The sequence below is a fragment of the Petropleomorpha daqingensis genome, assembly GCF_013408985.1.
GTDB classification, from domain to species: Bacteria; Actinomycetota; Actinomycetes; order Mycobacteriales; family Geodermatophilaceae; genus Petropleomorpha; species Petropleomorpha daqingensis.
In genome coordinates, this window is sequence record NZ_JACBZT010000001.1 from 1,980,122 (window position 1) to 2,001,683 (window position 21,562).

22 protein-coding genes are annotated in these 21,562 nt (G+C 73.9%); 10 read left to right on the plus strand and 12 right to left on the minus strand.

What is annotated here, in order from left to right:
- Window positions 1–6 precede the first annotated feature (6 nt).
- The 3 genes from GGQ55_RS09800 to GGQ55_RS09810 form a co-directional block, all read right to left on the minus strand.
- The gene (locus GGQ55_RS09800; protein WP_436277827.1) at window positions 7–780 is read right to left on the minus strand and encodes an ABC transporter ATP-binding protein; all 774 of its coding nucleotides are present in this window, start codon (window positions 778–780) and stop codon (window positions 7–9) included.
- A 166-nt stretch (window positions 781–946) separates the two neighbouring features.
- Window positions 947–1,624 (minus strand): response regulator, encoded by a 678-nt coding sequence (locus GGQ55_RS09805; RefSeq protein ID WP_179716285.1) that lies wholly within the window; start codon window positions 1,622–1,624, stop codon window positions 947–949.
- A complete protein-coding gene (locus GGQ55_RS09810) occupies window positions 1,621–2,802 on the minus strand; it encodes a sensor histidine kinase (protein WP_179716286.1) in 1,182 nt (393 codons plus the stop codon). The genes GGQ55_RS09805 and GGQ55_RS09810 overlap by 4 nt, the downstream gene beginning before the upstream one ends.
- Window positions 2,803–2,931: 129 nt before the next feature.
- Between GGQ55_RS09810 and GGQ55_RS09815 the strand changes: the two genes are divergently transcribed.
- Both GGQ55_RS09815 and GGQ55_RS09820 read left to right on the plus strand, forming a co-directional pair.
- Window positions 2,932–3,384, plus strand: a complete 453-nt coding sequence (locus GGQ55_RS09815) for a MarR family winged helix-turn-helix transcriptional regulator (RefSeq protein WP_179716287.1) — start codon at window positions 2,932–2,934, stop codon at window positions 3,382–3,384.
- Complete coding sequence (locus GGQ55_RS09820) at window positions 3,381–3,533, plus strand: hypothetical protein (protein ID WP_179716288.1); 153 nt, start codon at window positions 3,381–3,383, stop codon at window positions 3,531–3,533. Before GGQ55_RS09815 ends, GGQ55_RS09820 begins: the two co-directional genes overlap by 4 nt.
- A 1-nt stretch (window position 3,534) precedes the next feature.
- Here GGQ55_RS09820 and GGQ55_RS09825 read toward each other — a convergent pair whose 3' ends face one another.
- Complete coding sequence (locus GGQ55_RS09825; protein WP_179716289.1) at window positions 3,535–4,833, minus strand: Rieske 2Fe-2S domain-containing protein; 1,299 nt, start codon at window positions 4,831–4,833, stop codon at window positions 3,535–3,537.
- A 138-nt stretch (window positions 4,834–4,971) separates the two neighbouring features.
- Here GGQ55_RS09825 and GGQ55_RS09830 point away from each other — a divergent pair, with 138 nt between their 5' ends.
- From GGQ55_RS09830 to GGQ55_RS09845, 4 genes are all read left to right on the plus strand, one after another.
- Complete coding sequence (locus GGQ55_RS09830) at window positions 4,972–5,349, plus strand: DUF485 domain-containing protein (protein WP_179716290.1); 378 nt, start codon at window positions 4,972–4,974, stop codon at window positions 5,347–5,349.
- A complete protein-coding gene (locus GGQ55_RS09835) occupies window positions 5,342–6,976 on the plus strand; it encodes a monocarboxylic acid transporter (RefSeq protein WP_179716291.1) in 1,635 nt (544 codons plus the stop codon). The genes GGQ55_RS09830 and GGQ55_RS09835 overlap by 8 nt, the downstream gene beginning before the upstream one ends.
- A gap of 114 nt (window positions 6,977–7,090) precedes the next feature.
- Entirely contained in the window at window positions 7,091–8,179 is a 1,089-nt protein-coding gene (locus tag GGQ55_RS09840; protein ID WP_179716292.1) for a saccharopine dehydrogenase family protein, read from the plus strand.
- Window positions 8,176–9,402, plus strand: a complete 1,227-nt coding sequence (locus GGQ55_RS09845) for a glutamate mutase L (protein ID WP_179716293.1) — start codon at window positions 8,176–8,178, stop codon at window positions 9,400–9,402. The genes GGQ55_RS09840 and GGQ55_RS09845 overlap by 4 nt, the downstream gene beginning before the upstream one ends.
- On the opposite strand, the gene GGQ55_RS09850 is transcribed toward GGQ55_RS09845, so the two are convergent.
- The 3 genes from GGQ55_RS09850 to GGQ55_RS09860 form a co-directional block, all read right to left on the minus strand.
- Window positions 9,395–10,810, minus strand: coding sequence for an LCP family protein (locus tag GGQ55_RS09850; protein WP_366489033.1), 1,416 nt, complete (start codon window positions 10,808–10,810; stop codon window positions 9,395–9,397). The genes GGQ55_RS09845 and GGQ55_RS09850 overlap by 8 nt on opposite strands.
- Before the next feature lie 182 nt (window positions 10,811–10,992).
- Window positions 10,993–12,495: a PH domain-containing protein gene (locus tag GGQ55_RS09855; protein WP_179716295.1), complete on the minus strand. Its 1,503-nt coding sequence runs from the start codon at window positions 12,493–12,495 to the stop codon at window positions 10,993–10,995.
- A 10-nt stretch (window positions 12,496–12,505) separates the two neighbouring features.
- Entirely contained in the window at window positions 12,506–13,015 is a 510-nt protein-coding gene (locus GGQ55_RS09860; RefSeq protein WP_179716296.1) for a PH domain-containing protein, read from the minus strand.
- Window positions 13,016–13,075: 60 nt separating this feature from the next.
- Here GGQ55_RS09860 and GGQ55_RS09865 point away from each other — a divergent pair, with 60 nt between their 5' ends.
- Window positions 13,076–13,405, plus strand: coding sequence for a rhodanese-like domain-containing protein (locus tag GGQ55_RS09865; protein ID WP_246324306.1), 330 nt, complete (start codon window positions 13,076–13,078; stop codon window positions 13,403–13,405).
- 54 nt (window positions 13,406–13,459) lie between these two features.
- On the opposite strand, the gene GGQ55_RS09870 is transcribed toward GGQ55_RS09865, so the two are convergent.
- Window positions 13,460–15,106, minus strand: a complete 1,647-nt coding sequence (locus tag GGQ55_RS09870) for a long-chain fatty acid--CoA ligase (protein ID WP_366489034.1) — start codon at window positions 15,104–15,106, stop codon at window positions 13,460–13,462.
- 68 nt (window positions 15,107–15,174) lie between these two features.
- Here GGQ55_RS09870 and GGQ55_RS09875 point away from each other — a divergent pair, with 68 nt between their 5' ends.
- On the plus strand, window positions 15,175–16,563 hold the full coding sequence (locus GGQ55_RS09875; RefSeq protein ID WP_218859228.1) for a glycoside hydrolase family 5 protein: 1,389 nt from the start codon (window positions 15,175–15,177) through the stop codon (window positions 16,561–16,563).
- On the opposite strand, the gene GGQ55_RS09880 is transcribed toward GGQ55_RS09875, so the two are convergent.
- The 4 genes from GGQ55_RS09880 to GGQ55_RS28315 form a co-directional block, all read right to left on the minus strand.
- Window positions 16,554–17,441, minus strand: a complete 888-nt coding sequence (locus GGQ55_RS09880; protein ID WP_179716298.1) for a hypothetical protein — start codon at window positions 17,439–17,441, stop codon at window positions 16,554–16,556. The two genes, GGQ55_RS09875 and GGQ55_RS09880, sit on opposite strands and share 10 nt — an antisense overlap.
- Complete coding sequence (locus tag GGQ55_RS09885) at window positions 17,438–17,959, minus strand: SigE family RNA polymerase sigma factor (RefSeq protein WP_366489035.1); 522 nt, start codon at window positions 17,957–17,959, stop codon at window positions 17,438–17,440. Before GGQ55_RS09885 ends, GGQ55_RS09880 begins: the two co-directional genes overlap by 4 nt.
- 87 nt (window positions 17,960–18,046) lie before the next feature.
- On the minus strand, window positions 18,047–18,691 hold the full coding sequence (locus tag GGQ55_RS09890) for a DNA alkylation repair protein (RefSeq protein WP_179716300.1): 645 nt from the start codon (window positions 18,689–18,691) through the stop codon (window positions 18,047–18,049).
- A 10-nt stretch (window positions 18,692–18,701) separates the two neighbouring features.
- A complete protein-coding gene (locus tag GGQ55_RS28315; RefSeq protein ID WP_179716301.1) occupies window positions 18,702–19,910 on the minus strand; it encodes a cytochrome P450 in 1,209 nt (402 codons plus the stop codon).
- Window positions 19,911–19,940: 30 nt separating this feature from the next.
- Between GGQ55_RS28315 and GGQ55_RS09900 the strand changes: the two genes are divergently transcribed.
- Together GGQ55_RS09900 and GGQ55_RS09905 are read left to right on the plus strand one after the other, a co-directional pair.
- A complete protein-coding gene (locus tag GGQ55_RS09900; protein WP_218859229.1) occupies window positions 19,941–20,474 on the plus strand; it encodes an SRPBCC family protein in 534 nt (177 codons plus the stop codon).
- 10 nt (window positions 20,475–20,484) lie between these two features.
- Window positions 20,485–21,420 (plus strand): DUF5926 family protein, encoded by a 936-nt coding sequence (locus GGQ55_RS09905; protein WP_179716302.1) that lies wholly within the window; start codon window positions 20,485–20,487, stop codon window positions 21,418–21,420.
- The last annotated feature ends 142 nt before the right edge of the window (window positions 21,421–21,562 follow it).

Below are 21,562 nucleotides of genomic sequence, written 5' to 3' on the forward strand. Positions count from 1 at the left end.
GGCGGCTCAGGCCCCCAGTCCGCGCAGCGCGTCGAGTACCGACTCGGCGGTGGGCGCGATCAGCTCGCCGGCCAGCGCGCCGTCGGCCAGCAGCACGACCCGGTCGGCGTAGGCGGCGGCGGTCGGGTCGTGGGTGACCATGACGACCGTCTGGCCGGTCTCCTTGACGCTGGAGCGCAGCAGGCCGAGCACCTCGGCGCCGGCGCGGGAGTCGAGGTTGCCGGTCGGCTCGTCGGCGAAGACGACGTCGGGCCGGGGCAGCAGGGCGCGGGCGATGGCCACCCGCTGCTGCTGGCCTCCGGAGAGCTCGTGCGGCCGGTGCCCGAGCCGCTCGCGCAGGCCGAGCCGGGCGATGACGGCGTCCAGCCACGCGCGGTCGGGCCGCTGCCCGGCCAGCTGCATCGGCAGGGTGATGTTCTCCAGCGCGTCGAGCACCGGCAGCAGGTTGAACGACTGGAAGACGAAGCCGACCCGCTGCCGGCGCAGGGTGGTCAGCTGGTCGTCGCGCAGGCTGGTCAGCTCGGTGTCGCTCAGCCAGACCTGGCCGGCGCTGGCGGTGTCCAGCCCCGCGAGGCAGTGCATGAGCGTCGACTTCCCGGAGCCCGACGGGCCCATGATCGCGGTGAACTCGCCGCGGGCGAAGGCGACGTCGACGCCGCGCAGGGCGTGCACGGCGGTCTCGCCGCTGCCGTAGACCTTGCGCAGGCCGCTCGCGCGGACGGCGGCCATCGACTGCGACGCCGGCGGCTCGCCGGGCACTGTCATGACGGGGACGGACACGGTTCCTCCAGGTCAGGTGATCGGTTGCCGATCACGCTGCCGGTCGGCGTCGTCCTCCCGCGTCGGAGCCGAGACCGATCTTGCCCTCATCCCCCAGTCGGACCCGCGCGTGCTTTATCGCGATAAAGCACGCGCGGTTAATCGCGATAAAGCGCGGGGGAAAGGCTTAGGCGTTGCGGAGGAGGTCGGCGGGCTGCACGAGGCCCGTCCGGTAGGCCAGGACGACGGCCTGCACGCGGTCGCGGGAACCGGTCTTGGCCAGCACCCGCCCGACGTGCGTCTTCACCGTCGCCTCGCTGACCACGAAGTGCTCGGCGATCTCGGTGTTGGTCGCCCCGTACGCCATCTGCACGAGCACCTCGCGCTCCCGCGGCGTCAGCTCGCCGAGCTCGTCGGCGGCCGGCACCGGCGCCGTCCGGCGCAGCATCGGTGCCACGTGCTGCAGCAGCCGCCGGGTGGACGACGCCGCGATCACCGAGTCGCCGGCGTGCACCGTTCGGATCGCCGAGAGCATCTCCTCCGGTGGGGCGTCCTTGAGCAGGAACCCGCTGGCCCCGGCGCCGATCGCGGCCACCACGTACTCGTCGAGGTCGAAGGTGGTCAGGACGACGACCCGCGGCGGCTCGGGCAGCGCGGTGACCTGCCGGGTCGCCTCGATGCCGTCGGTGCCGGGCATCCGCACGTCCATCAGCACGACGTCGGCGGCCACCGAGCCCAGCAGGGCGACCGCCGCGGCGCCGTCCCCCGCCTCGCCGACCACCGTGAGGTCCGGCTGCGACTCGATGACCATCCGGAACCCGGCCCGCACCATCTGCTGGTCGTCGACCAGCACCACCCGGATCATCGGGCCGCGGTCCGGTAGGGCAGCGCCGCGTGCACGCCGAAACCGCCGCCGTGCCGCGGGCCCGCGGTCAGCCGGCCGCCGTGCAGCGCCGCCCGCTCGACCATCCCGCGCAGCCCCTGGCCCTGGCCGTCCGACAGCACGGCCGCCGCCCCCCGGCCGTCGTCGAGCACCGACAGCTCCAGCGCGTCGTCCCGCCACTGCAGTCGCACCCACGCCCGGCCGGCCGGCCCGGCGTGCTTGAGCACGTTGGTCAGCGACTCCTGCACGATCCGGTAGGCGGCCAGCTGCGGCCCGGCCGGCATCGGCTGCGGCAGGCCCTCCTCGATGAGGTCGACGTCCAGGCCGCTGGTCCGCACGTCCTCGACCAGCTCCTTGATCGCCGCGACGTCGGGTTGCGGGGCGTACTCCTGCCGGCCGTCCTCGCGCAGCACACCGAGCAGCGAGCGCATGTCGGTGAGCGCCTGGCGGCCGGTCGCGGCGATCTGCTCCAGCGCTCCGGTGGCCTTGTCCGGGTCGGTGCGCCCGGCGTACAGCCCGCCGTCGGCCTGGGCGATCACCACCGACAGCGAGTGCGCGACGACGTCGTGCAGCTCGCGGGCGATGCGCGCGCGCTCGGTCTGCGCGGCGAGCCGCATCTCCTGGTCCCGCTCCAGTTCGAGCAGCCGGGCGCGCTCCTCCAGCGCGGCCAGCCGCTGCACCCGGGCCCGCCGGAGGTTGCCCAGCGCCCAGGCGGCCACGACGGCGATCCCGCCGGTGGTCACCGTGGCCAGCAGCGCGTCGCCGGCCCCGTAGGAGTAGTAGCGCAGGCCGGCGAGCACCGCGCCGAACAGCCCCAGACCCAGGCCGGTCTGCGCGGCCCACCGGGGTGCGTAGGCCGCGAGCGAGTAGATCATCGGGAGGACGGCGACGTCGGCGAGCAGCAGATCGGGGAGGGCGACGAGCTGCAGCAGTCCCACGACGACCATCGCGGCGGCTGCGGGGATCGGTGCCTTCCGCCGCCAGGCGAGCGGCACGCTGATCAGCAGGCCGAACAGGACCGCCTCTGCCGGGCTCCGGTAGGCCGGCCCGGGCAGGACCACCGTGATCAGGACGAAGGCCACGGTGAGCGCGACGTCGACGCCGAACGGGTGCCGGCGCATCGTCGCCGTCAGCCGCTCCGGGGCCGGGGTCCGCTCCATCGCACACGACAGTAGGCAGTCGCGGACGCTGCGTCGTCGTCCCGCAGGATGACACGGGGGTCCGACCCCGGTCGGAGCGCCGGAGGTGCAAACTGTTGGTGCACGCCAAGTACGCACTGAGGAGTGTTCATGGGGCGTTCCGCGCAGGACCAGACGTTGCTGCTCCTCGCGCGCGCCGTCATGGGCATCTCCACCCGGGCCGCCGACCGGCTCGGTCAGCTGTCGGTGGTGCAGCTGCGCGCGATGACCGTGCTCCGCGAGCTCGGGACGGCGAACCTCGGCCAGCTGGCCGAGGGGCTCGACGTCACCGTCTCGACCACCAGCCGGCTGGTCGACCGGCTGGTCGCCGCCGGGCTGGTCGAGCGGCGGCCCAGCCCCCGGACGCGTCGCGAGATCGAGCTGCGGGTCAGCCCGTCGGGCGACGAGACGCTCGAGCGCTACGACGACCTGCGGCTGGAGGGCCTGCGCACCGGCCTCGACCGGCTGCCGGCCGACCGGCGCGAGGAGATCCTCGCCGCGCTGTTCGACTTCGGCGCCGCGGCCTCCCTGCACGGGCCGACCGCAGTGGCGGCAGCGGGATGACCGAGGACCGGCGGGCCTCCGACGTGCCCGTCGTCGAGGGCGGCGACCCGGCGTGCTGGCTGGTCCGCGTCTGCCCGGCCTGCGGCCGGCTCGCCGACGAGGACCCGCCGACCCGCTGCCCGTCGTGCGGGGAGCGGATCGAGGGCTGAGTCAGGCCGACGGCGCGCCGGTGGTCGCGGCGAAGTCGATCAGCGAGCGGCGCAGGGCGACGCCGAGCCGGTCGGAGCGCACGTGCAGCTCGTCGCGCATGACCAGCGGCAGTCCCGAGCTCTCCATGGTCGCCTGCAGGGCGAGGTCCTCGGCGAGCACCCGCTCCTCGAAGTCGACCTCCTCGGCCACCGTGGCCGGCGACGGCAGCGGCACCCCCGGGCCGGCGTAGAGCAGCAGGCACGAGTAGATGCGCGTCGAGTCGACGTCCTCGGGCTGGAGCAGGAACAGGATCGTCGTCGTCGCCCCGGAGTCGAGGAAGTCCAGCCGCAGCCGCAGCTGGAACGGCGCCCGGTAGCTGTAGGTGGCCCGGCGGCGCTGCCGCAGCGGGCGCTCCCCGGTGGCCACGCCCGGGTCGGTGACGTTGTCGAACCACTGCTCCTGGATGCTGTCGAACCCGCCCGGCTGCGGGATCACGTCGTAGGCCGGCACCTCCATCTCGTCGCTGGCGCCGAAGGTGGCGGCGTGCACGAAGGGGAAGTGCGCGACGTCGAGGAAGTTGTCGGCCAGGGGGCCGGCCGGGCCGACGGAGCGCTTCGGCAGCAGCCAGCCGGCCACGAACCGGCGGTCGGCGGCCTCCGGCACCTCGAGCACCTCGTCGACCGGCTCGGCGGGGGCCAGCCAGACCAGGCCGAGCCGCTCGCGGACGCCCCAGGCCGGCGGATCGGCCTCGAGCCCGTCGGGCGTGCGGCGCAGCATCCAGGTCCGGCCGAGCAGCCGCACCTGCAGCCACCCGCCCCGGTGCAGCTCGCGGGACATCGCCACCGGGTGCCAGGCGTGCTCCAGCGACGGGTCGACGTTGGAGAACACCCGGCCGGCCGGCTGCGGGGGAGCCGGCGCCGGCTCGGGCTCGACGTCGGTCGCCTGCGGGCAGGGCTCGTCGGTGGACGACGGCGCCAGCCAGACCCAGCCGCCGCGCTCCTCGACCGCCCAGGGCACGTGCAGGTCGGCCCGGGGCGGCGGCGTCCCGTCGGGGCCGAGGGACGGGACCGTGGCGCAGCGCCCCTCCGCGTCGAACTGCCAGCCGTGGTACGGGCACTGCAGCCGCCCGTCGATCACCGAGCCGGCGGCCAGGGGCACGAGCCGGTGCGGGCAGCGGGCCGGGAACGCGCTGATCTCGCCGCCGGGCCGCAACCGGACGACGACGTAGGACTGCCCGTCGGCGCCGACCGGGACCGGTGTCGTCCCCACGTCGGCGGCGCGGGCGACGGGGAACCAGGCACCGGTGCGCAGCGCGGGCATGCCTCATTGGACCGCATCGATGTTCCCCACGGGTTACGCGGCGCGGTCTGCAACGGATCGGACTCGAAGGTGTCGGATCGCGGAGCGGAGTCGTACAGTGACCCGGCTCACACAGCTACTTCACAGGAAGGCAGCACAGTGACCGCTCCGAACGACCGGCGCACGTTGACGTCGGAGGAGTACCGCCAAGCGCAGGATTCCGCGGAGTTCACCGAACTGCGCAAGCGGTTCCGCAGCTTCGTCGTCCCCACGACCGTCGCGTTCCTCGTCTGGTACTTCCTCTACGTCCTGCTCTCGACCTACGCGCCGTCGTTCATGGAGACGAAGGTGCTGGGGAACATCAACCTGGGCGTCCTGCTCGGGCTGGGCCAGTTCGTGACGACGTTCCTGATCACCCAGCTCTACGTCCGGCACGCCTCGCGGTCGATGGACCCCATCGCCGAGGACATGCGCGAGCGCCTCGAGCAGCACGAGTTCGCCGCCGGGACGACGAGCGAGGAGGCCCGCCGTGGCTGACGTGCTCGCCGCCGAGGAGACGGTCGGCAACCCCGGGATCAACATCGCGATCTTCGGCGTCTTCGTCCTGATCACGCTGTACATCACGTTCCGGGCCAGCCGGACCAACCGCAGCGCCACCGACTACTACGCGGCCGGGCGCACGATCAGCGCGACGCAGAACGGCCTGGCCATCTCCGGTGACTACCTGTCCGCCGCGTCGTTCCTGGGCATCGCCGGTGCCATCGCCGTCTTCGGCTACGACGGCTTCCTGTACTCGATCGGCTTCCTCGTCGCGTGGCTGGTCGCGCTGCTGCTCGTCGCGGAGCTGATGCGCAACACGGCGCGGTTCACGATGGCCGACGTCCTGGCGTTCCGGATGCGGCAGCGGCCGGTGCGCACCGCCGCCGCGATCTCCACGCTGGTCGTCTCGCTGTTCTACCTGCTGGCCCAGATGTCCGGCGCCGGCGGCCTGGTCACCCTGCTGCTCGGGGTGAAGGGCGAGGCGGCCCAGGCGCTGGTCGTGATCCTGGTCGGCGCGCTGATGATCTTCTACGTGCTGGTCGGCGGCATGCGCGGCACCACGTACGTGCAGGTCATCAAGGCCACCCTGCTGCTCGCCGGGGCACTGGTCATCACGGTCTGGGTGCTGGCGAAGTACGGCTTCAACCCGTCGTCGGTGCTGGGCGGGGCGGCCGACACCGCCGGGGCGAAGGTGCTCGACCCGGGCAACCAGTACGGGATCAGCAACGCCTCGAAGCTGGACTTCGTCTCCCTGGCCCTCGCGCTCGTCCTCGGGACGGCGGGCCTGCCGCACGTGCTGATGCGCTTCTACACCGTGCCGACGGCCAAGGACGCCCGGCGCTCGGTGCAGTGGGCGATCTGGCTGATCGGGATCTTCTACCTGATGAGCCTGGTCATCGGTTACGGCGCCGGCGCGCTGGTCGGCCCCGAGCGGATCCTCGGCGCACCCGGGGCGGTCAACGCCGCCGCGCCGCTGCTGGCGTTCGAGCTCGGCGGCACGGTGCTGCTCGGCATCATCGCCGGCGTCGCGTTCGCCACGATCCTCGCCGTCGTCGCCGGCCTGACCATCACCGCCTCGGCCTCGTTCGCGCACGACGTCTACGCGAACGTGATCAAGAAGGGCGAGGTGCCACCCAACGGCGAGATCAAGGTCGCCCGGATCACCGCGATCGTGATCGGCGCGATCGCGATCGGGCTGGGCATCCTGGCGCTCCAGGCGGGGCTGAACATCGCCTTCCTGGTCGCGCTGGCGTTCGCGATCGCCGCCTCGGCGAACCTGCCGACGATCCTCTACTCGCTGTTCTGGAAGCGGTTCACCACCCAGGGCGCGCTGTGGTCGATCTACGGCGGGCTGATCTCGTCGGTCGTCCTGATCATCTTCTCGCCGGTCGTCTCGGGCGCGGCGGTGAACCCGGCGACGGGCAAGTCGACGTCGATGATCCAGGACGTCGACTTCCACTGGTTCCCGCTGAACAACCCGGGACTGGTGTCGATCCCGCTGGCCTTCGTGCTCGGCTGGCTGGGCACGGTGCTGACCAAGGAGAAGGCCGACGGGGACAAGTGGGCCGAGCTCGAGGTCCGCTCCCTGACCGGCATCGGCGCCGAGAAGGCCGTCCAGCACTGATCAGGTGACCTGATCAGTGCTGTCCTCCCGCACCAGCGTTGGTGGGGGAGGACAGCGTTCGGTGCGGGAGGACGGCGGAGTGGCCCCGCGCGGCCGGCGGATAGGGTCCGGCGGATGACCTCCCGGATCGTCCTGCTGGGCGCCACCGGCTACACCGGCCGCCTGACCGCGGAGGCGCTGGTGGCCCGCGGCGCCCGCCCGGTGCTGGCCGGCCGCAGCCCCGACAAGCTCGCCGCGCTCGCCGAGAAGCTCGGCGGCCTGGAGACCGCCCGCGCCGACGTGAGCGATCCGGCCGCCGTCCGGGCGCTGCTGGAGCCCGGCGACGTCCTGGTCACCACCGTCGGCCCGTTCCTGCAGCTGGGCGAGCCGGCGCTGGCCGCGGCGGTCGACGCCGGCGCGATCTACCTCGACTCCACCGGCGAGCCGCCGTTCGTGCGGCGGGTGTTCGAGGAGTTCGGACCGCGGGCCGACCGCGCGACGCTGGTCCCGGCGTTCGGCATGGACTACGTGCCCGGCAACCTCGCCGGCGCGCTGGCGCTGCAGGAGGCGGGCGACCGGGCGCACCGGCTCGACGTCGGCTACAGCATGCAGGGCACCCGCGGTCAGGCGTTCTCCCGCGGCACGCTCGTCTCGTCGATCGGCGTGCTGTTCGAGCCGGGGTTCGCCTTCACCGGCGGCCGCCTCGTGACCCAGACGCCCGGACACCGGACCTGGCGCTTCGACGCCGCCGGCCGCACCCGGCAGGGCCTGTCGATCGGCGGCTCCGAGCACCTCACGCTGCCGGCGCTGGCCCCCTCGCTGCGGGAGGTCGGCGTCTTCCTCGACTGGCTCGGGCCGGCCACGGGCGCGGCGCACCTGCTCTCGCCGTTCACCGGCCTGGCCGCGCGGGTGCCCGGGGCGTCGGGCGCCGCCCAGCGGCTGGCTACAGCCCTCGGGCGCCGGGTCGCCGAGGGCCCGTCGGGCAACGAGCAGGTGCGCGACATCGCCGTGGCCGAGGTCCGGGACCGCGTCGGCGAGCTGGTCAGCCGGGTCGAGCTCGCCGGGCCGGAGCCCTACGGCTTCACCGGCGCCATGCTGGCCTGGGGTGCGACGACGGCCGCCGCGAGCGGCGTGCGGACCACCGGCGCCGCCGGTCCGGTGCAGGCCTTCGGCCTCGACGCGCTCACCGCGGGCGCCGCCGAGGCCGGCCTCGTGCGCGCATGAGCGCGATCGCCTGCGTCGACATCGGCTCCACCTACACCAAGGCCGCGCTGATCGGCCTACCGGACGGCGACCTGCTCGCGGTGAACCAGTCGCCGACCACCCTCGACGACGTCGTCCGGGGCGTGCTCGCCGCCACCGAGGGCTGGGACGCGCCGGTCATCGCCTGCTCGAGCGCGGGCGGCGGGCTGCGGCTTGCGGTCGTCGGCTACGAGGAGCTGATCAGCGCCGAGGCCGGGCACCGCGCGGCGCTGTCGGCCGGCGCGCGGGTGGTGCACGTGGCCGCCGGCCGCCTGGACGATGCCGCGCTTGCCCGCCTCGCCGCGGTGGCGCCGGACGTCGTCCTGCTGGTCGGCGGCACCGACGGCGGCGAGGCCTCCGTGCTGCGGCACAACGCCCAGGCGCTGGCCGGGACGGGTCGGTCCGTACCGGTCGTGCTGGCCGGCAACGCCGCCGTCCGGGACGATGTCGCCGCGGTCCTGCGGGACGGCGGACTCCCCGTCACCGAGGCGGACAACGTGCTGCCCGACATCGGCCTGCTGGAGCCGGAGTCGGCGCGGACGGCGATCCGCGCGGTGTTCCTGGAGCACGTCATCGGCGGTTCGCGGCTGTCCACCGACCCGCGCCTGCGGCAGTGGGTGCGGGCGGTCACGCCGGACGCCGTCCTGGAGGGCGTCAGCGTGCTGGCCCGAGAAGCGGCCGAGCGCGGCGTCGTCGTCCTCGACGTCGGCGGGGCGACCACCGACGTCTACTCGGTGCCCGACCCCGACGCCGAGCAGGCGACGCTCGGTCGCGAGGCGGTCGGGGTGCCCGCCCGCCGGCGCACCGTCGAGGGCGACCTCGGGGTCTCCGCCAGCGCCGACGACCTGCGCCGGGCCGCTCGCGCCGAGGGGCTGACCGACCCCGGCGACGACCCGCTCGCGCTGGGCGAGGCGGCGGCCACCGTGGCGCTGCGACGGCACCTGCGCGCGGAGGCCGCCTACGGCCCGGGTGGCGCGAGCGCACGGGCGGCGGGGCTCGTCGTCCTGTCCGGGGGTGTGTTCCGGCACGCGGAGGACGTCGACGCCGCCGTGGCCCGGATCGCCGCGGACGCCGGCGGGGCCGGCAGCGTGCTGGCCGGCAGCGACGTGGTCGTCGACCGGCAGTACGTGCTGGCCGCGGCCGGGCTGCTGGCGGCCGAGCACCCGACCGCGGCCGGACGGTTGGTCGCCCGGCTGGTCAGTTGATGCAGCTGGTGTCGGCGGCGGTGCGCGGGGTGTCGGCCGAGGACGAGGCGGGCGCCGCCGGCGCGGTGACCGCCTGCCCGATCCCGTTGAAGTCCTTGCCGATCACGAGCTGGACGGTGCCGGCGCCGGCGTCGTCCACCTGCTTGAGCGCCGCGCCCGGGACGCTGGCCGCCAGCGTGGCGGCCAGGGCCTCGTCGCCGGCGGCGTAGCGGATCTCGGTGGTGGCGTAGTCGCTGGAGTCGGCGTTGCCCGTGCTGGTGACGACGAAGCCGGCGGCCTGCAGCGCCGTCTTGGCCTGGCCCGCGAGGCCCGCCGTGCCCGATCCGTTGTAGACGGCGACCTTCACCTCGCCCGGTGCGACGGTCTGCGTCGCGGGCTGGCCGCCGCCCTGCGCGTCCGCCGGGGAGGCCGAGAGCTGGGCGAAGAACGCGTGCAGCGTGTCCTCGTCCTCCAGCTTCACGATCGACCGGCCCTGGTCGTCGTGGGCGTTCGCGTCGGCGACCGGCACCGTCTGGAAGTCGATGCTGCCCGCGGTGACCGACTGCATCTGCTTGGCCAGGTCCAGCAGGTCCAGCGAGCGGTCGACGGTCAGCGACCCGGCCGCCGCCTTGACCAGCTGCCGCTGCTTGCCGAGGTCGAGCAGCACGTCCTCGGAGAGGATCTTGCGGACGACGCCGGCGATGAACACCTGCTGGCGCACGATCCGGTCGAGGTCGCCGCGCGGGAGGGCGGGGCTGCCGTCGGGACGGACGCCGTGCCGCTCGCGGACGAACTTCAGCGCGTCGGCGCCGGTGATCGTCTGCTTGCCCGCCGGGAACACCGCGCCGGAGTACTGGCTGTCGTCGACGGCGTAGCAGAGGTTGACCTCGACCCCGCCGACGACCGTGGCCAGGTTGAAGAAGCCGAGCAGGTCGACCTCGGCGTAGTGGTCGATCTGCAGCCCGCTCAGCTTGCTGATCGTCTGCACGAGCAGCTGCGCCCCGGCGGCCTCCTTCTCGGCGGTCGAGGCCTGGGAGCCCGCCGAGGAGTAGCCGTAGGCGTAGGCCGCGTTGAGCTTGTCCTTGCCGTGGCCGGGGATCTCCACGTACGAGTCGCGGGGGAAGGACACGAAGGAGGCGCGGGACCCGTCGGCCGGGACGTGCACCAGGATCATCGTGTCGGTGTTGAGGCCGCCGGAGTCGTTGGCGCCGGCGTTGAGCTCCGCCAGCTGCTCGGGGGTCAGGTCCGTGCGGCCGTCCTGACCGACGAGCAGCAGGTTCATGTCGGTGCCGATGCCGTCGTTGCCCGACGTCGGGATCGCGTCGGTGCGGTTGACCGAGGCGTCGGCGACCTGGGTCAGGTACCAGCCCCACCCGCTGACGGCGAGCAGCGCCGCCGACACGAGGGCGGCGACCAGACGGGCTGCCACGACCCCGCGCGAGGTCCGGCGGGGGTTCCTGCGCTGGTGGGGGGCGCGTTCGTGGGCCGTCCGCTCATGGGGGGTGCGCCCGGCGCGCGGGTCGAGCCGCGGGGGCAGCGGGCGACCGGGAAGGTCCTCTCGCCCCATGAAGCCTCCTGACCAGCGCGGACGCCCGCGAATGCTAGTGACGGTCAGTCCAACGTCGGAGCTGCGACACGGTGTTCCAGCGTGGCGGCCCACGGTTCGGATGCCGCGAGGGCGAATCCCGGCACGTCCGCGGCGGCCAGGTCGACGGCGGCGTAGCCCCCGCTGCCGGCTCCGACGCAGGCCACGACGGTCGCCAGGCCGGCCCGCCGCTGGAAGAACGACTGCCGCACGCTCCAGCCGACCACGGCCCGCCGCTGCAGCACCGCCTGCTCCCGGGACAGCCACCCGGACCGCACGCTGAACGACGTCGCCCCCGCCACCGAGCCGAGCGAGGCGTACCGGCCCAGCCCGAGCGGGATCCCGAGCACCGCCAGGACGACACCGGCGGCCGGCAGCCACCACCAGCCGTCGGTCGCGGTGAGCACGACGCCGACGGCGGTGACGACGAGGCCCGGGGTGACCGCGCGGCTCAGCCGCCGGCGGCGGGCGGCGAGCGGGTGACGGCGCAGCGGTCCGGGGTCGTCGACCAGGCGGTGGCCGAGCGCCAGTGCCTCCTCGCGCGGGCCCAGCGGCAGCAGCTGCCCGCGCCGGGCGGCGTCGCCGAGGCCGGTCACGAGCGCGCTGACCCGCGCCGCGCGGACCAGCCGCATGCCCAGTCCCTCGGCGAGGGTGACGCCGCGGATCCGGTCGATCTCCAGCTCGGTGTGCCGGCGGGTGATCAGCCCGCGGACGGCGAGCAGCGACCCGCCCCGGCGGGTCAGCCGGAAGCCCCAGTTCACGACCGCGGCACCGACCACCGCGCCGACCACCAGGACGACGATGGCGAGCCCGATCGCGACCACCACGACCTGCGTGTCCAGCGCGTTCGGGCCGGGCAGGTCGGGCTTGAGGTCCTCCGGCAGCTCGTCGGCCAGCCGGAACAGCGCGCCGACGGCGGCCAGCGGTAGCAGCAGGTAGCTGCCCACCAGCGGGGCGTAGAGCAGCCAGCGGTTGTCGAAGTGCGCGAACTCCTCCTCGGCGGGCGGCGGCTCGGGGACGGCGACGTCCTCGGGCTGCACCGCCGTCCCGACCGGTCGCCGGGTGAGCAGGACCGACCGCAACCGGTCGCCCTCGGCGCGGGTGACGCCGTCGACGACGAGCTCCTCCTCGTCCTTGCGGCCGACTGCGCCCGCCGCCGCGTCGATGCGCACCCGGACCAGCCCGAACACCCGGTGCAGCGCCGGCGCCTCGACCTCGACGCCGCGGATCCGGTCGTTGGGCACGGTGCGGACCGAGCGGGCGAGCAGCCCGCGGGTCACCACCACCGACGTCGGGCCGTCGACGTAGCCGAACCGCCACCACGACAGCCCCGCCGTGACCAGGGAGACGAGGGTGACCGCGACGACCATGCCGACGACGGCCCACCGGCCGCCGTTCACGCCGACCGTCGCGAGCAGGGCCAGCGCGGCGGGGACGAACGAGCGGGCCTGCCGGAAGGTCACCGTGTGCAGCAGCACGATCAGCGGGGAGGTCCGCCGTCCCTGCGGCGTCGGCGGCGCCTCGATCACGTCGCCTCGATCATGTCGCCTCGTCCCGGACCGCTTCCGCCCTCCGCGCGAGGTCCTCGGCCATCCGCTGCGCGACGTCGAGCTCGAGGTTCGGCACCCGGACGGTGCCCTGCGACGACGCGGTGAGGACGGCGACCGAGGCCAGCCCGAACAGCTGCTGCAGCACGCCGCGGGTCACGTCGACGGTCTGGATGCGGGCGATCGGCACCAGCGTCCAGGTGCGGGTCAGCCAGCCGGTGAGCGTGTAGACGGCCTCGCCGGTGACCTCCCAGCGGTGCACGCGGTAGCGGAACACCGGGCGGATGCCGACGGCCACGATGGCGTACACGACCGCGGCGGCCGGCACGGCCCACTGCAGCACCGGCAGCGGGCCGCCCTCGTCGGGGACGAGCAGGGTGAACACCGTGGCGGCGACGCCGAGGACGAGCGCGCTGACCAGGCCCTGGGTGACCCACAGCCAGATCGCGGAGCGGGACAGCGGCCAGGCCGGCATCCGGACGGGCGGGGGTGCGGTGCTCATGTCGGCTCCATCCAAGCAGGACGAGCGGCCCCGCCCGGCAGTTGCAGAATGGAACGCGTGATGCCGATGCAGGTCCCGACCGTGTCCGTCGACGAGATCCCGGAGGACGCCGTCGTCCTCGACGTCCGAGAAGACGACGAGTGGGTGCACGGGCACATCGACGGTGCAACGCACATCCCCATGGGCGAGGTGCCCGCACGCCTCGACGACCTGCCCGAGGGTGACCCGCTCTACGTGACCTGCCGCATGGGCGGCCGCTCGGCGCGGGTCGCGGCGTGGCTGAACGCGAACGGCTTCGACGCGGTGAACGTCGCCGGCGGCATGGGCGAGTGGGAGGCGGCCGGCCGGCCCATGGTCAGCGAGACCGGCCACGCCCCCTTCGTCCGCTGAGCTCTGCGGTTTCGCGCGCTCAACCGCGCGCGGTCAAGCGCGCGAAACCACCGCTCAGGACGGGAGCTGGTACTCGGCGAAGCGGCTGCGCAGGTCCTTCTTCGAGAACTTGCCGACGCTGGTCTTGGGCACCTCGTCGATGAACTCGACGGCGTCGGGCAGCCACCACTTGGCCACCTTCGGCCGCAGGAACTCGAGGATCTCCTCCTCGGTCGCCTCCTCGCCCTCGTTGAGGACGACGCACGCCAGCGGCCGCTCGTCCCACTTCGGGTGCGGGATGCCGACGACGGCGGCCTCCTTCACCTTCGGGTGGCTCATGAGCACGTTCTCGAGGTCGACCGAGCTGATCCACTCGCCGCCGGACTTGATGAGGTCCTTGGTGCGGTCGGCGATCCGGATCGAGCCGTAGGCGTCCATGGCCGCGACGTCGCCGGTGCGCATCCAGCCGTCCTCGGTCAGCAGCGTCACGCCGGCGTCGGGGTTGTAGTAGTCCTTGGCGCACCACGGCCCGCGGACCTGCAGCTCGCCGGTGGCCGAGTCGTCCCACGGCTGCGCCTCGAGCGACTCGGCGTCGACGATGCGCGCCTCCACGCCGAGGAACGGGATGCCGGCGCGGGAGCGCTGGGCCGCCTTGGTCTCCTCGTCGGCGTCCGCGTAGCGCTTGGGCAGCACGCCGGAGGACGCCACCGGGTGGGTCTCGGTCATGCCCCAGGCCTGCAGGATCGGCAGGCCCACCTGCTCGCGGTAGGCCTCGGACAGGGCCTTGGGGACGGCGGAGCCGCCGCAGCCGATGTCGCGCAGCTTGTGCGGCCGGCCGGCGAGGTGCGGCAGCACGCCCTGCCAGATCGTCGGCACGCCGGCGGTGAACGTGACGCCCTCGTTCACGATCAGGTCGGCCAGCGCCTGCGGCTGCATCATCGGGCCGGGCATGACCAGCGACGCCCCGGCGGCCGGCGCGGCCTGGGCGATGCCCCAGGCGTTGGCGTGGAACATCGGCACGACCGGCATGGCGACGTCCTGGATGCCCAGGCCGAAGGCGTTCGGGGCCATCACGCCCATCGTGTGCAGGAACGTCGAGCGGTGCGAGTAGACGACGCCCTTCGGGTTGCCCGTCGTCCCGCTCGTGTAGCACATCGAGGCCGCGGAGTTCTCGTCGCTGACGTAGAAGTCGACGGGGGAGGCGTCGGCCAGCAGCGTCTCGTAGTCGGAGACGCGCGGGTCGTCGGGGATCTCGTTGGTGCCACCGTCGTCCATGACGACGACGTGCTGGACGGTCTTCATCGTGTCGATCAGGGGCCACAGCAGCGGCAGCACCGACCGGTCGACGAAGACGACCTCGTCCTCGGCGTGGTTGGCGATGTAGGTCAGCTGCTCGGGGAACAGCCGGATGTTCAGCGTGTGCAGGACGCGGCCGCTGGCGGGGGCGGCGAAGTAGAGCTCCAGGTGGCGCTGGCTGTTCCAGCCGAACGTGCCCACCCGGCCGTCGGCGCTGATGCCCAGCGTGTCGAGCATCCCGCCGAGCTTGCGGGTCCGCTCCGCCCACTCGGCGTAGGTGGTCCGGGTGATGCCGTCGGGGCCGGCGGTGGCGATCGTCCCGTCGCCGTAGTGCTGCTCGACGTGCCGGAAGATCGCGTCGATCGTGAGGGGGTAGTCCTGCATCAGCCCGCGCATGATCCGCATGGTGCCAGTGACCCCGCTCACGATCCACCGGGGCGTGCCCCTACCGTGCATGGGAGCGCGCCCACCGGCGTCCGACGGACGGAGACGACGTGTCGGAGAACGGGATCATCCAGGTCAGCGGCTCATCGCTGGTGCTGCCTGACGGTTCGCCCGTCGTCCTGCGCGGGGTGGGTCTCGGCGGCTGGCTGAACATGGAGAACTTCATCACCGGCTACCCGGGGACGGAGTCGCAGCAGCGCACGGTGCTGCGCGCCGCGCTCGGCGACGAGGGCTACCGGCGGTTCTTCGACCGCTTCCTCGACGACTTCTTCACCGACGCCGACGCCCGGTTCCTGGCCGACCTCGGGCTCAACTGCGTGCGGATCCCGTTCAACTACCGGCACTTCGAGGACGACGACCGCCCGTTCGAGCTGAAGGAGGAGGGATTCCGGCGGCTCGACCAGGCCGTCGACGCCTGCGCCCGCGCCGGCATCTTCTCGATCCTCGACCTGCACGCGCTGCCCGGGTACCAGAACCAGCACTGGCACAGCGACAACCCGACGCACTGGGCGCACTTCTGGCAGCACCGCCACTTCCAGGACCGCGTCGTCCACCTGTGGGAGGCGCTGGCCGAGCACTACCGGGACAACCCCTGGGTGGCCGGCTACAACCCGATCAACGAACCAGGCGACGCCGTCGGGGAGACGATCGGCCCGTTCTACCGGCGGCTGGAGTCCGCCGTGCGCGCGGTCGACGCGCACCACGTGCTGTTCCTCGACGGCAACCGCTACTCCACCCAGTTCGACCAGCTCGGTGACCCGCTCCCGAACACCGTCTACACCGCGCACGACTACGCGCTGCCCGGCTTCGTCGACGGCGGCCCGTACCCGGGGGTGAGCCGGGGGCAGCAGGTCGACCGGTCGGTCGTGGAGCAGACGTTCCTGCAGCGGACGGCGTACATGCGCGAGACCGGGACGCCGATCTGGGTCGGCGAGTTCGGGCCGGTCTACACCGGCGACGCCGAGCGCGACGCGATGCGCTACCGGCTGCTCGCCGACCAGCTGGAGATCTACCGCGAGCACGACGCCAGCTGGGCGCTCTGGACGTACAAGGACATCGGGCTGCAAGGGCTGGTGCACACCCCACCGGACTCGCCGTACGTGCAGCGGATCCGGCCGGTGCTGGAGAAGAAGGCCCGGCTCGGCGTCGACTCGTGGGGCTCGACCGACGCCGGCGTGCGGGAGGTCCTCGACCCGATCGAGACGCTGTTCGCCGAGGAGTTCCCCGACTTCGCGCCGTATCCGTGGGGCGCGCACCGCTGGATCCACGGGATCGTCCGGCACGTGCTGCTCGCCGAGGCGCTGGTCGGCGACTTCGGCAAGGCCTTCGAGGGGGTCTCGCCCGACGAGGCGACCGAGCTGGCCGGCTCGTTCGCCCTCGACCGCTGCGTCGTCCGGGAGCCCCTGGCCGAGATCCTGCGGACGTCCGGTCAGCTGTAGTTCTGCACGACCCCCTGTACCAGGGCCTTCAGGGCCTCGGTCGCGGTGTGCGGCGCCTCGGTGCGGGCCTGGGCGTCGAGCACCCAGGTGCCCTTGCCGCGCGCATCCGGCAGGGTCAGCTGCAGCTCCGTGCCGGTGCCGGTGTCGCAGCGGGTGAGCACCGCCTGCGGGTCCACCGCGGGCAGCGGGACGGTCGGGCACGGCTGTCCCTGGTGCTCGTACGCCGCGACGCCGTCCGGCGCCGTCCCGTCGCCGAGGAAGCCGACCGACAGGAGGTAGGCGTAGTCGTACGGGCCGTCGTAGGAGAGCGGCACCGGCACCCACTCGCAGCCCATCGGGCCGTTGGGCAGCGTGCCGATCCAGTAGCTCATCTTCTGGCCGAGGGCGGCGGACAGCCCGGTGGCCAGGCGGGGGCAGGTGGACATCTCCTCCTCAGTCGACGAACCGGGGTAGGGCTTGCCCGCCGGGAGCCACTGGTCCCAGGCGGTGGGGGACGTCAGCGTCACCGGCGTCGTCAGCTGCGCGGCGACCGCCTGCAGGGCGGCCAGCTCCTGGAGGTGGGCGGCGTCGTCCGCGGCCGAGGAGGCGATCGGCGACTTCTCCTCCGGCGCGGACGTCGGGATCGGAGAGCTCGTCGTCGGTGCGGCCGTGGTGGCGGGGGCCGGGGTCGCGGGGGCCGCGGGTGCCGAGGACAGCGAGCTGCCGACGGCGGGCACGCCGACGGCGATGACGGCGACCGCGGCGGTCACCGCGATCAGCCCGGCGCGCGTGCGCCGACGGTGCCGGTAGCGGGCGACGGCGTCGGACGCCGACACGGCGGGGGCGGGGCCGGCCAGGTCGTCGGCGAGGTCGTGCAGCCGGGTGGAGAGGTCGTTCACGGGAGCCTCCTCGAGGTCGGCTCTGGGGAGGTGGCCAGCAGCTCGCGCAGGACGGCGAGCCCGCGGCCGACCGAGTTGTTCACCGTCTTGGTCGAGCAGCCCATGAGCCGGGCGGTCTCGGCCTCGCTGAGGTCGTCGAAGTAGCGGAGGACGACGGCGGTGCGCACCCGCGGCGAGAGCTCCCGCAGCGCGGTGCGCAGCTCGTCGGCCTGGGCGTGCCGGGCCTGCAGGTCGGCGTCGTCGCCCCGGTCGGGGACCGCCTCGATGACCTGCTCGGTGTTGGTCAGCCGCCGCAGCCAGGAGAGGTGGCTGTTGACCAGCAGTCTGCGGACGTAGGCCACCGGCTCGTCGGCCGCGCGGACCTTGTCCCAGTGGGCGTAGGCGCGCGCCAGCGCGGTCTGGGTCAGGTCCTCCCCGCGGGCGCGGTCACCGGTGAGCAGGCTCGCGGTGCGCAGCAGGGCGCCGCCGTGCTCCCGGACGAAGTCCGTGAACTCGTCGTCGTCCGTCGGTCTGCCCACCCGTGCCCCCCGTCCGGTGCGTCCACCCCGTAGACGCATCGGCAGGCGGTGCCGGCCCCAGACGGTCCGGTCTCGTTTCGGTAACGGTCAGCGGCGCAGCTCGCGCAGCGCGTCGGTGCCCACCCAGCGGGCGCCGGGTCCGCCGTCCCGGAGAGCCAGCGCGATCTCGACCGCCCGGGCCCGCAGCTCGGGGTTGCGCTTGCCGATCTGCCGCAGCGCCCAGCTCGCACCCTTGCGGACGATCGGCCGGTCGTCGTCCGCCCGCTCGGCCACCGCCTGCAGGAACGGCGCGAACCGCTCGTCGTCGGCCTTCTTGTCCGACACCGCGAGCCCGGCCATGGTGGCGAACCCGGCGCGCTCGACGAACGGCTCGTCACGCACGCTCCACTCCAGCGCCTTCGCCCACGCGAACGGCGTGTGCCGGACCAGGTTCTGGCAGAACTGGTCGCAGAGGTCCCAGGAGTCGAGGTCGGCGACCCAGCGGTCCAGCTGCGCCTCCTCGACGCGGTCGCGCTCCTCGACCAGGGTCGCCAGGATCCGGGCCTCGTGGACGCCGGAGTCCCAGAGCTGGGCGGCCAGCGCGTGGGAGCGGCCCAGGTCCTTGGCCAGCCCGCGCAGCTCCGCGACGGTCACGCCGATCGCCGTCCCGCCGCCGATGCCGTAGCGGGCCATGCCCGCCAGCCGCGCCGGGTCGGCCAGCTCGTGCAACCGCGCGAGCACGGCGTGCGTCATCGAGTCAGGGTCACCGGGTGAGGACGACGGGCAGGTCGGCCAGGCCGCGGATGACGAACTCCGGGCGGCGCCGCGCCGGCCGGCCCAGTTCCAGCCGCGTCGTGCGGCCCAGCAGCGCGCCGAACGACGCCTGCAGCTCGACGCGGGCCAGCGGTGCCCCGATGCAGAAGTGGATGCCCGCGCCGAAGGAGATGTGCGGGTTGTCGGTGCGCCCGACGTCCAGGGTCTCGGGGTCGGGAAACACCGCCGGGTCGTGGTTGGCCGAACCGAGCAGTGCCGCGATCTTCTGCCCCCGCTCGATGGTGATCCCGCCGAGCTCGACGTCCTCGGTGGCGGTGCGCTCGAACAGCTGCAGCGGTGAGTCGAACCGCATGAGCTCCTCGATCGCGGTCGGCAGCAGCGCGGGGTCCTCGCGCAGCCGCTGCAGCTGGTCGGGGTGCTCGAGCAGCGCGAGCAGGCCGTTGCCAGAGACGTTGACCGTCGCCTCGTGGCCGGCGTTGAGCAGCAGGATGCAGGTGGTGACCAGCTCGTCCTCGGTGAGCTTGTCCCCGTCCGCGTCGCGGGTCGACACGAGGTGGCTGAGCAGGTCCTCGCCCAGCGCCGTGCGGCGCTGCGCGGCCAGCCCGCGCAGGTACTCCACGAACTCGCCGGCCGCCCGCTCGGCGGCGTCCTCGACGTCGGCGGTCCGGCCGTACTCGTACATCTTCACGATCGCGTTGGACCAGGGCCGCAGCAGCGGCCGGTCGGCCTCCGGCACACCCAGCAGCTCGGCGATCACCTCGACCGGCAGCTGCTCGGCCATGCCGGAGAGGATGTCCACCGGCTCGGTGCCGCCCGAACGCTCCAGCAGCTCGTCGACCATGCGGTCGGCCAGCTGCTGCACCCACGGTCGCAGCCGCTCCACGTGCCCGCGGGCGAACGCCGCGCTGATCAGCCGGCGCAGCCGGGTGTGCTCCGGCGGCTCCATCTCGAGGATCGCGTTGCGGTGGATCAGGTTGAACTGCCCGAACCGCCCGGCCGGCTCCTTGTCCCGCCAGATCCGGCCCAGCCGCCGGTCGCGCAGGACCGCGTTGGCCTCGGCGTGGGTGAACGCCAGCCACAGCTGCAGGCCCTCGTGCCACTGCACCGGCGCCGCCTCGCGGGCCCGGGCGAACGACGGGTACGGATCGGCCACCACCGCCGGGTCGGTGAGGTCGAGCGGAGCGGCTGTCACGGACACGAGGGCAGCGTAGGTGGCAAGGTGCCCGCCGTGACCCTCGCTCGGACGGTGAAGGCCTGGGGTGCGACGGACGACGACCTGACGCGCCCGCTGCCCTGCGACCGGGTGCTGCCCGACGCCGAGCTCGTCGTGCACCGCGCCGTCGACGTCGCCGCCCCGCCCGAGCTGGTCTTCCGGTGGCTGTGCCAGCTGCGTGCCGGCCCGTACTCCTACGACCTGGTCGACAACCTCGGCCGGCGCAGCCCGCGGCAGCTCACGCCGGGTCTGGACCGGTTGCTCGTCGGGCAGCCCGCGATGCGCATCTTCCGGATCACGTCCTTCGAGCGGCCGCTGCACGTCACCTTCGACTCCCGTCGGCCGCTGGGCCGGGTCGCGATCACCTACGCCGTCCTGCCGCAGGACGGCGGCTGCCACCTGCTGATGCGGATCCGGTGGACGCCGCCCCCGCTGCCGGTGCCGACGGCGCTGACGACGCGGGCGATGGCGGTGGGAGACCTGGTGATGGCCCGGCGGCAGCTGCTCAACCTCAAGCGGCTCGCCGAGCGGGACGCCGCCGCTCCGTAGGCTCGGGCGCATGGCTCGCTCCGCAACCAAGCGTCCGCCCGCCCCGAAGGCCGCCGAGGGGGAGATCAACCCGAAGGCGCCGTGCCCCTGCGGCTCGGGCCGCCGGTACAAGCACTGCCACGGCTCGGGCTACGCGCCCCCGGTGACGCGGCCGTTCGAGGGGCTCCCCGGTGAGCCCGACTGGGTCGCCCTGCGCGAGCTCGTGCCCGCCGCGACCGCACCCCTGAAGCTGGCCAACGGCCGCGAGGTGACGCTGGCCAGCGTGCTGCCCGGCGGCGCCCCGGCGCTGGTGCGCGCCGAGGGCGAGATCCTGGTCGGGGTCCAGCTGGCGGGGTCGTCCGACGACATCAGCCGCGACCTCGGGACGGCGCTGGCCGCCGCGCTCGAGGCCCCCGCAGGCGCTCCGGTCGACCCCGGGCCGATCGGGGCCGCCGGCTCGGCCGGCCCGCGGCTGCAGGAGCTGCTCGACCTGTCGGCGCCGCTGGAGGTCACCGTGCACCAGGACTTCGGGTTCTGGCTGGAGGGTGTCGACGCCGGACCCGCGGCGGCCGCGGGCCTGGAGCAGGCCAACGCCGCGGTGCTGCCCACCGAGCGGCTCGAGGGCCTCGGCGCCGCGTACTGGGTCCGCCCGAGCGTCGACCGCGCCCACCTGCGCTGGGTCCGGGCGGAGGACGAGGAGCCGCTGCTCGACGCGCTCGCCCGGCTGCGCGCCGCCGAGGAGCTGACCCTCGGCGAGGGCACCCGCTACGCCGGGGCGTTCCGCGCGCACGGTCTCGTCGTCCCGGTGTGGGACCTGCCCGCCGACGTGCCGGCCGCCGAGTGGACCGGACCCGCGACGGAGTTCGGCACCCGGCTCGACGCCGCCCTCGCGGCGAGCACGCCGCTGTCGGCCGACGAGCGCCGGGCCCGCGCCGGCCTGCTCTCCCGCCAGGTCACCCTCCGCTGACCTGCGACACCGCACCTCCTGCCTGCCCGGCGGCGCAGCCGATCGGGTGAGACGGAGATCGCGGTTTCGGACGGGTCCGTCCCATACCGTGCCTTGATGAACGCCGCGTTACGGCATCGTGACCTCCGAATCGCCGTCACGG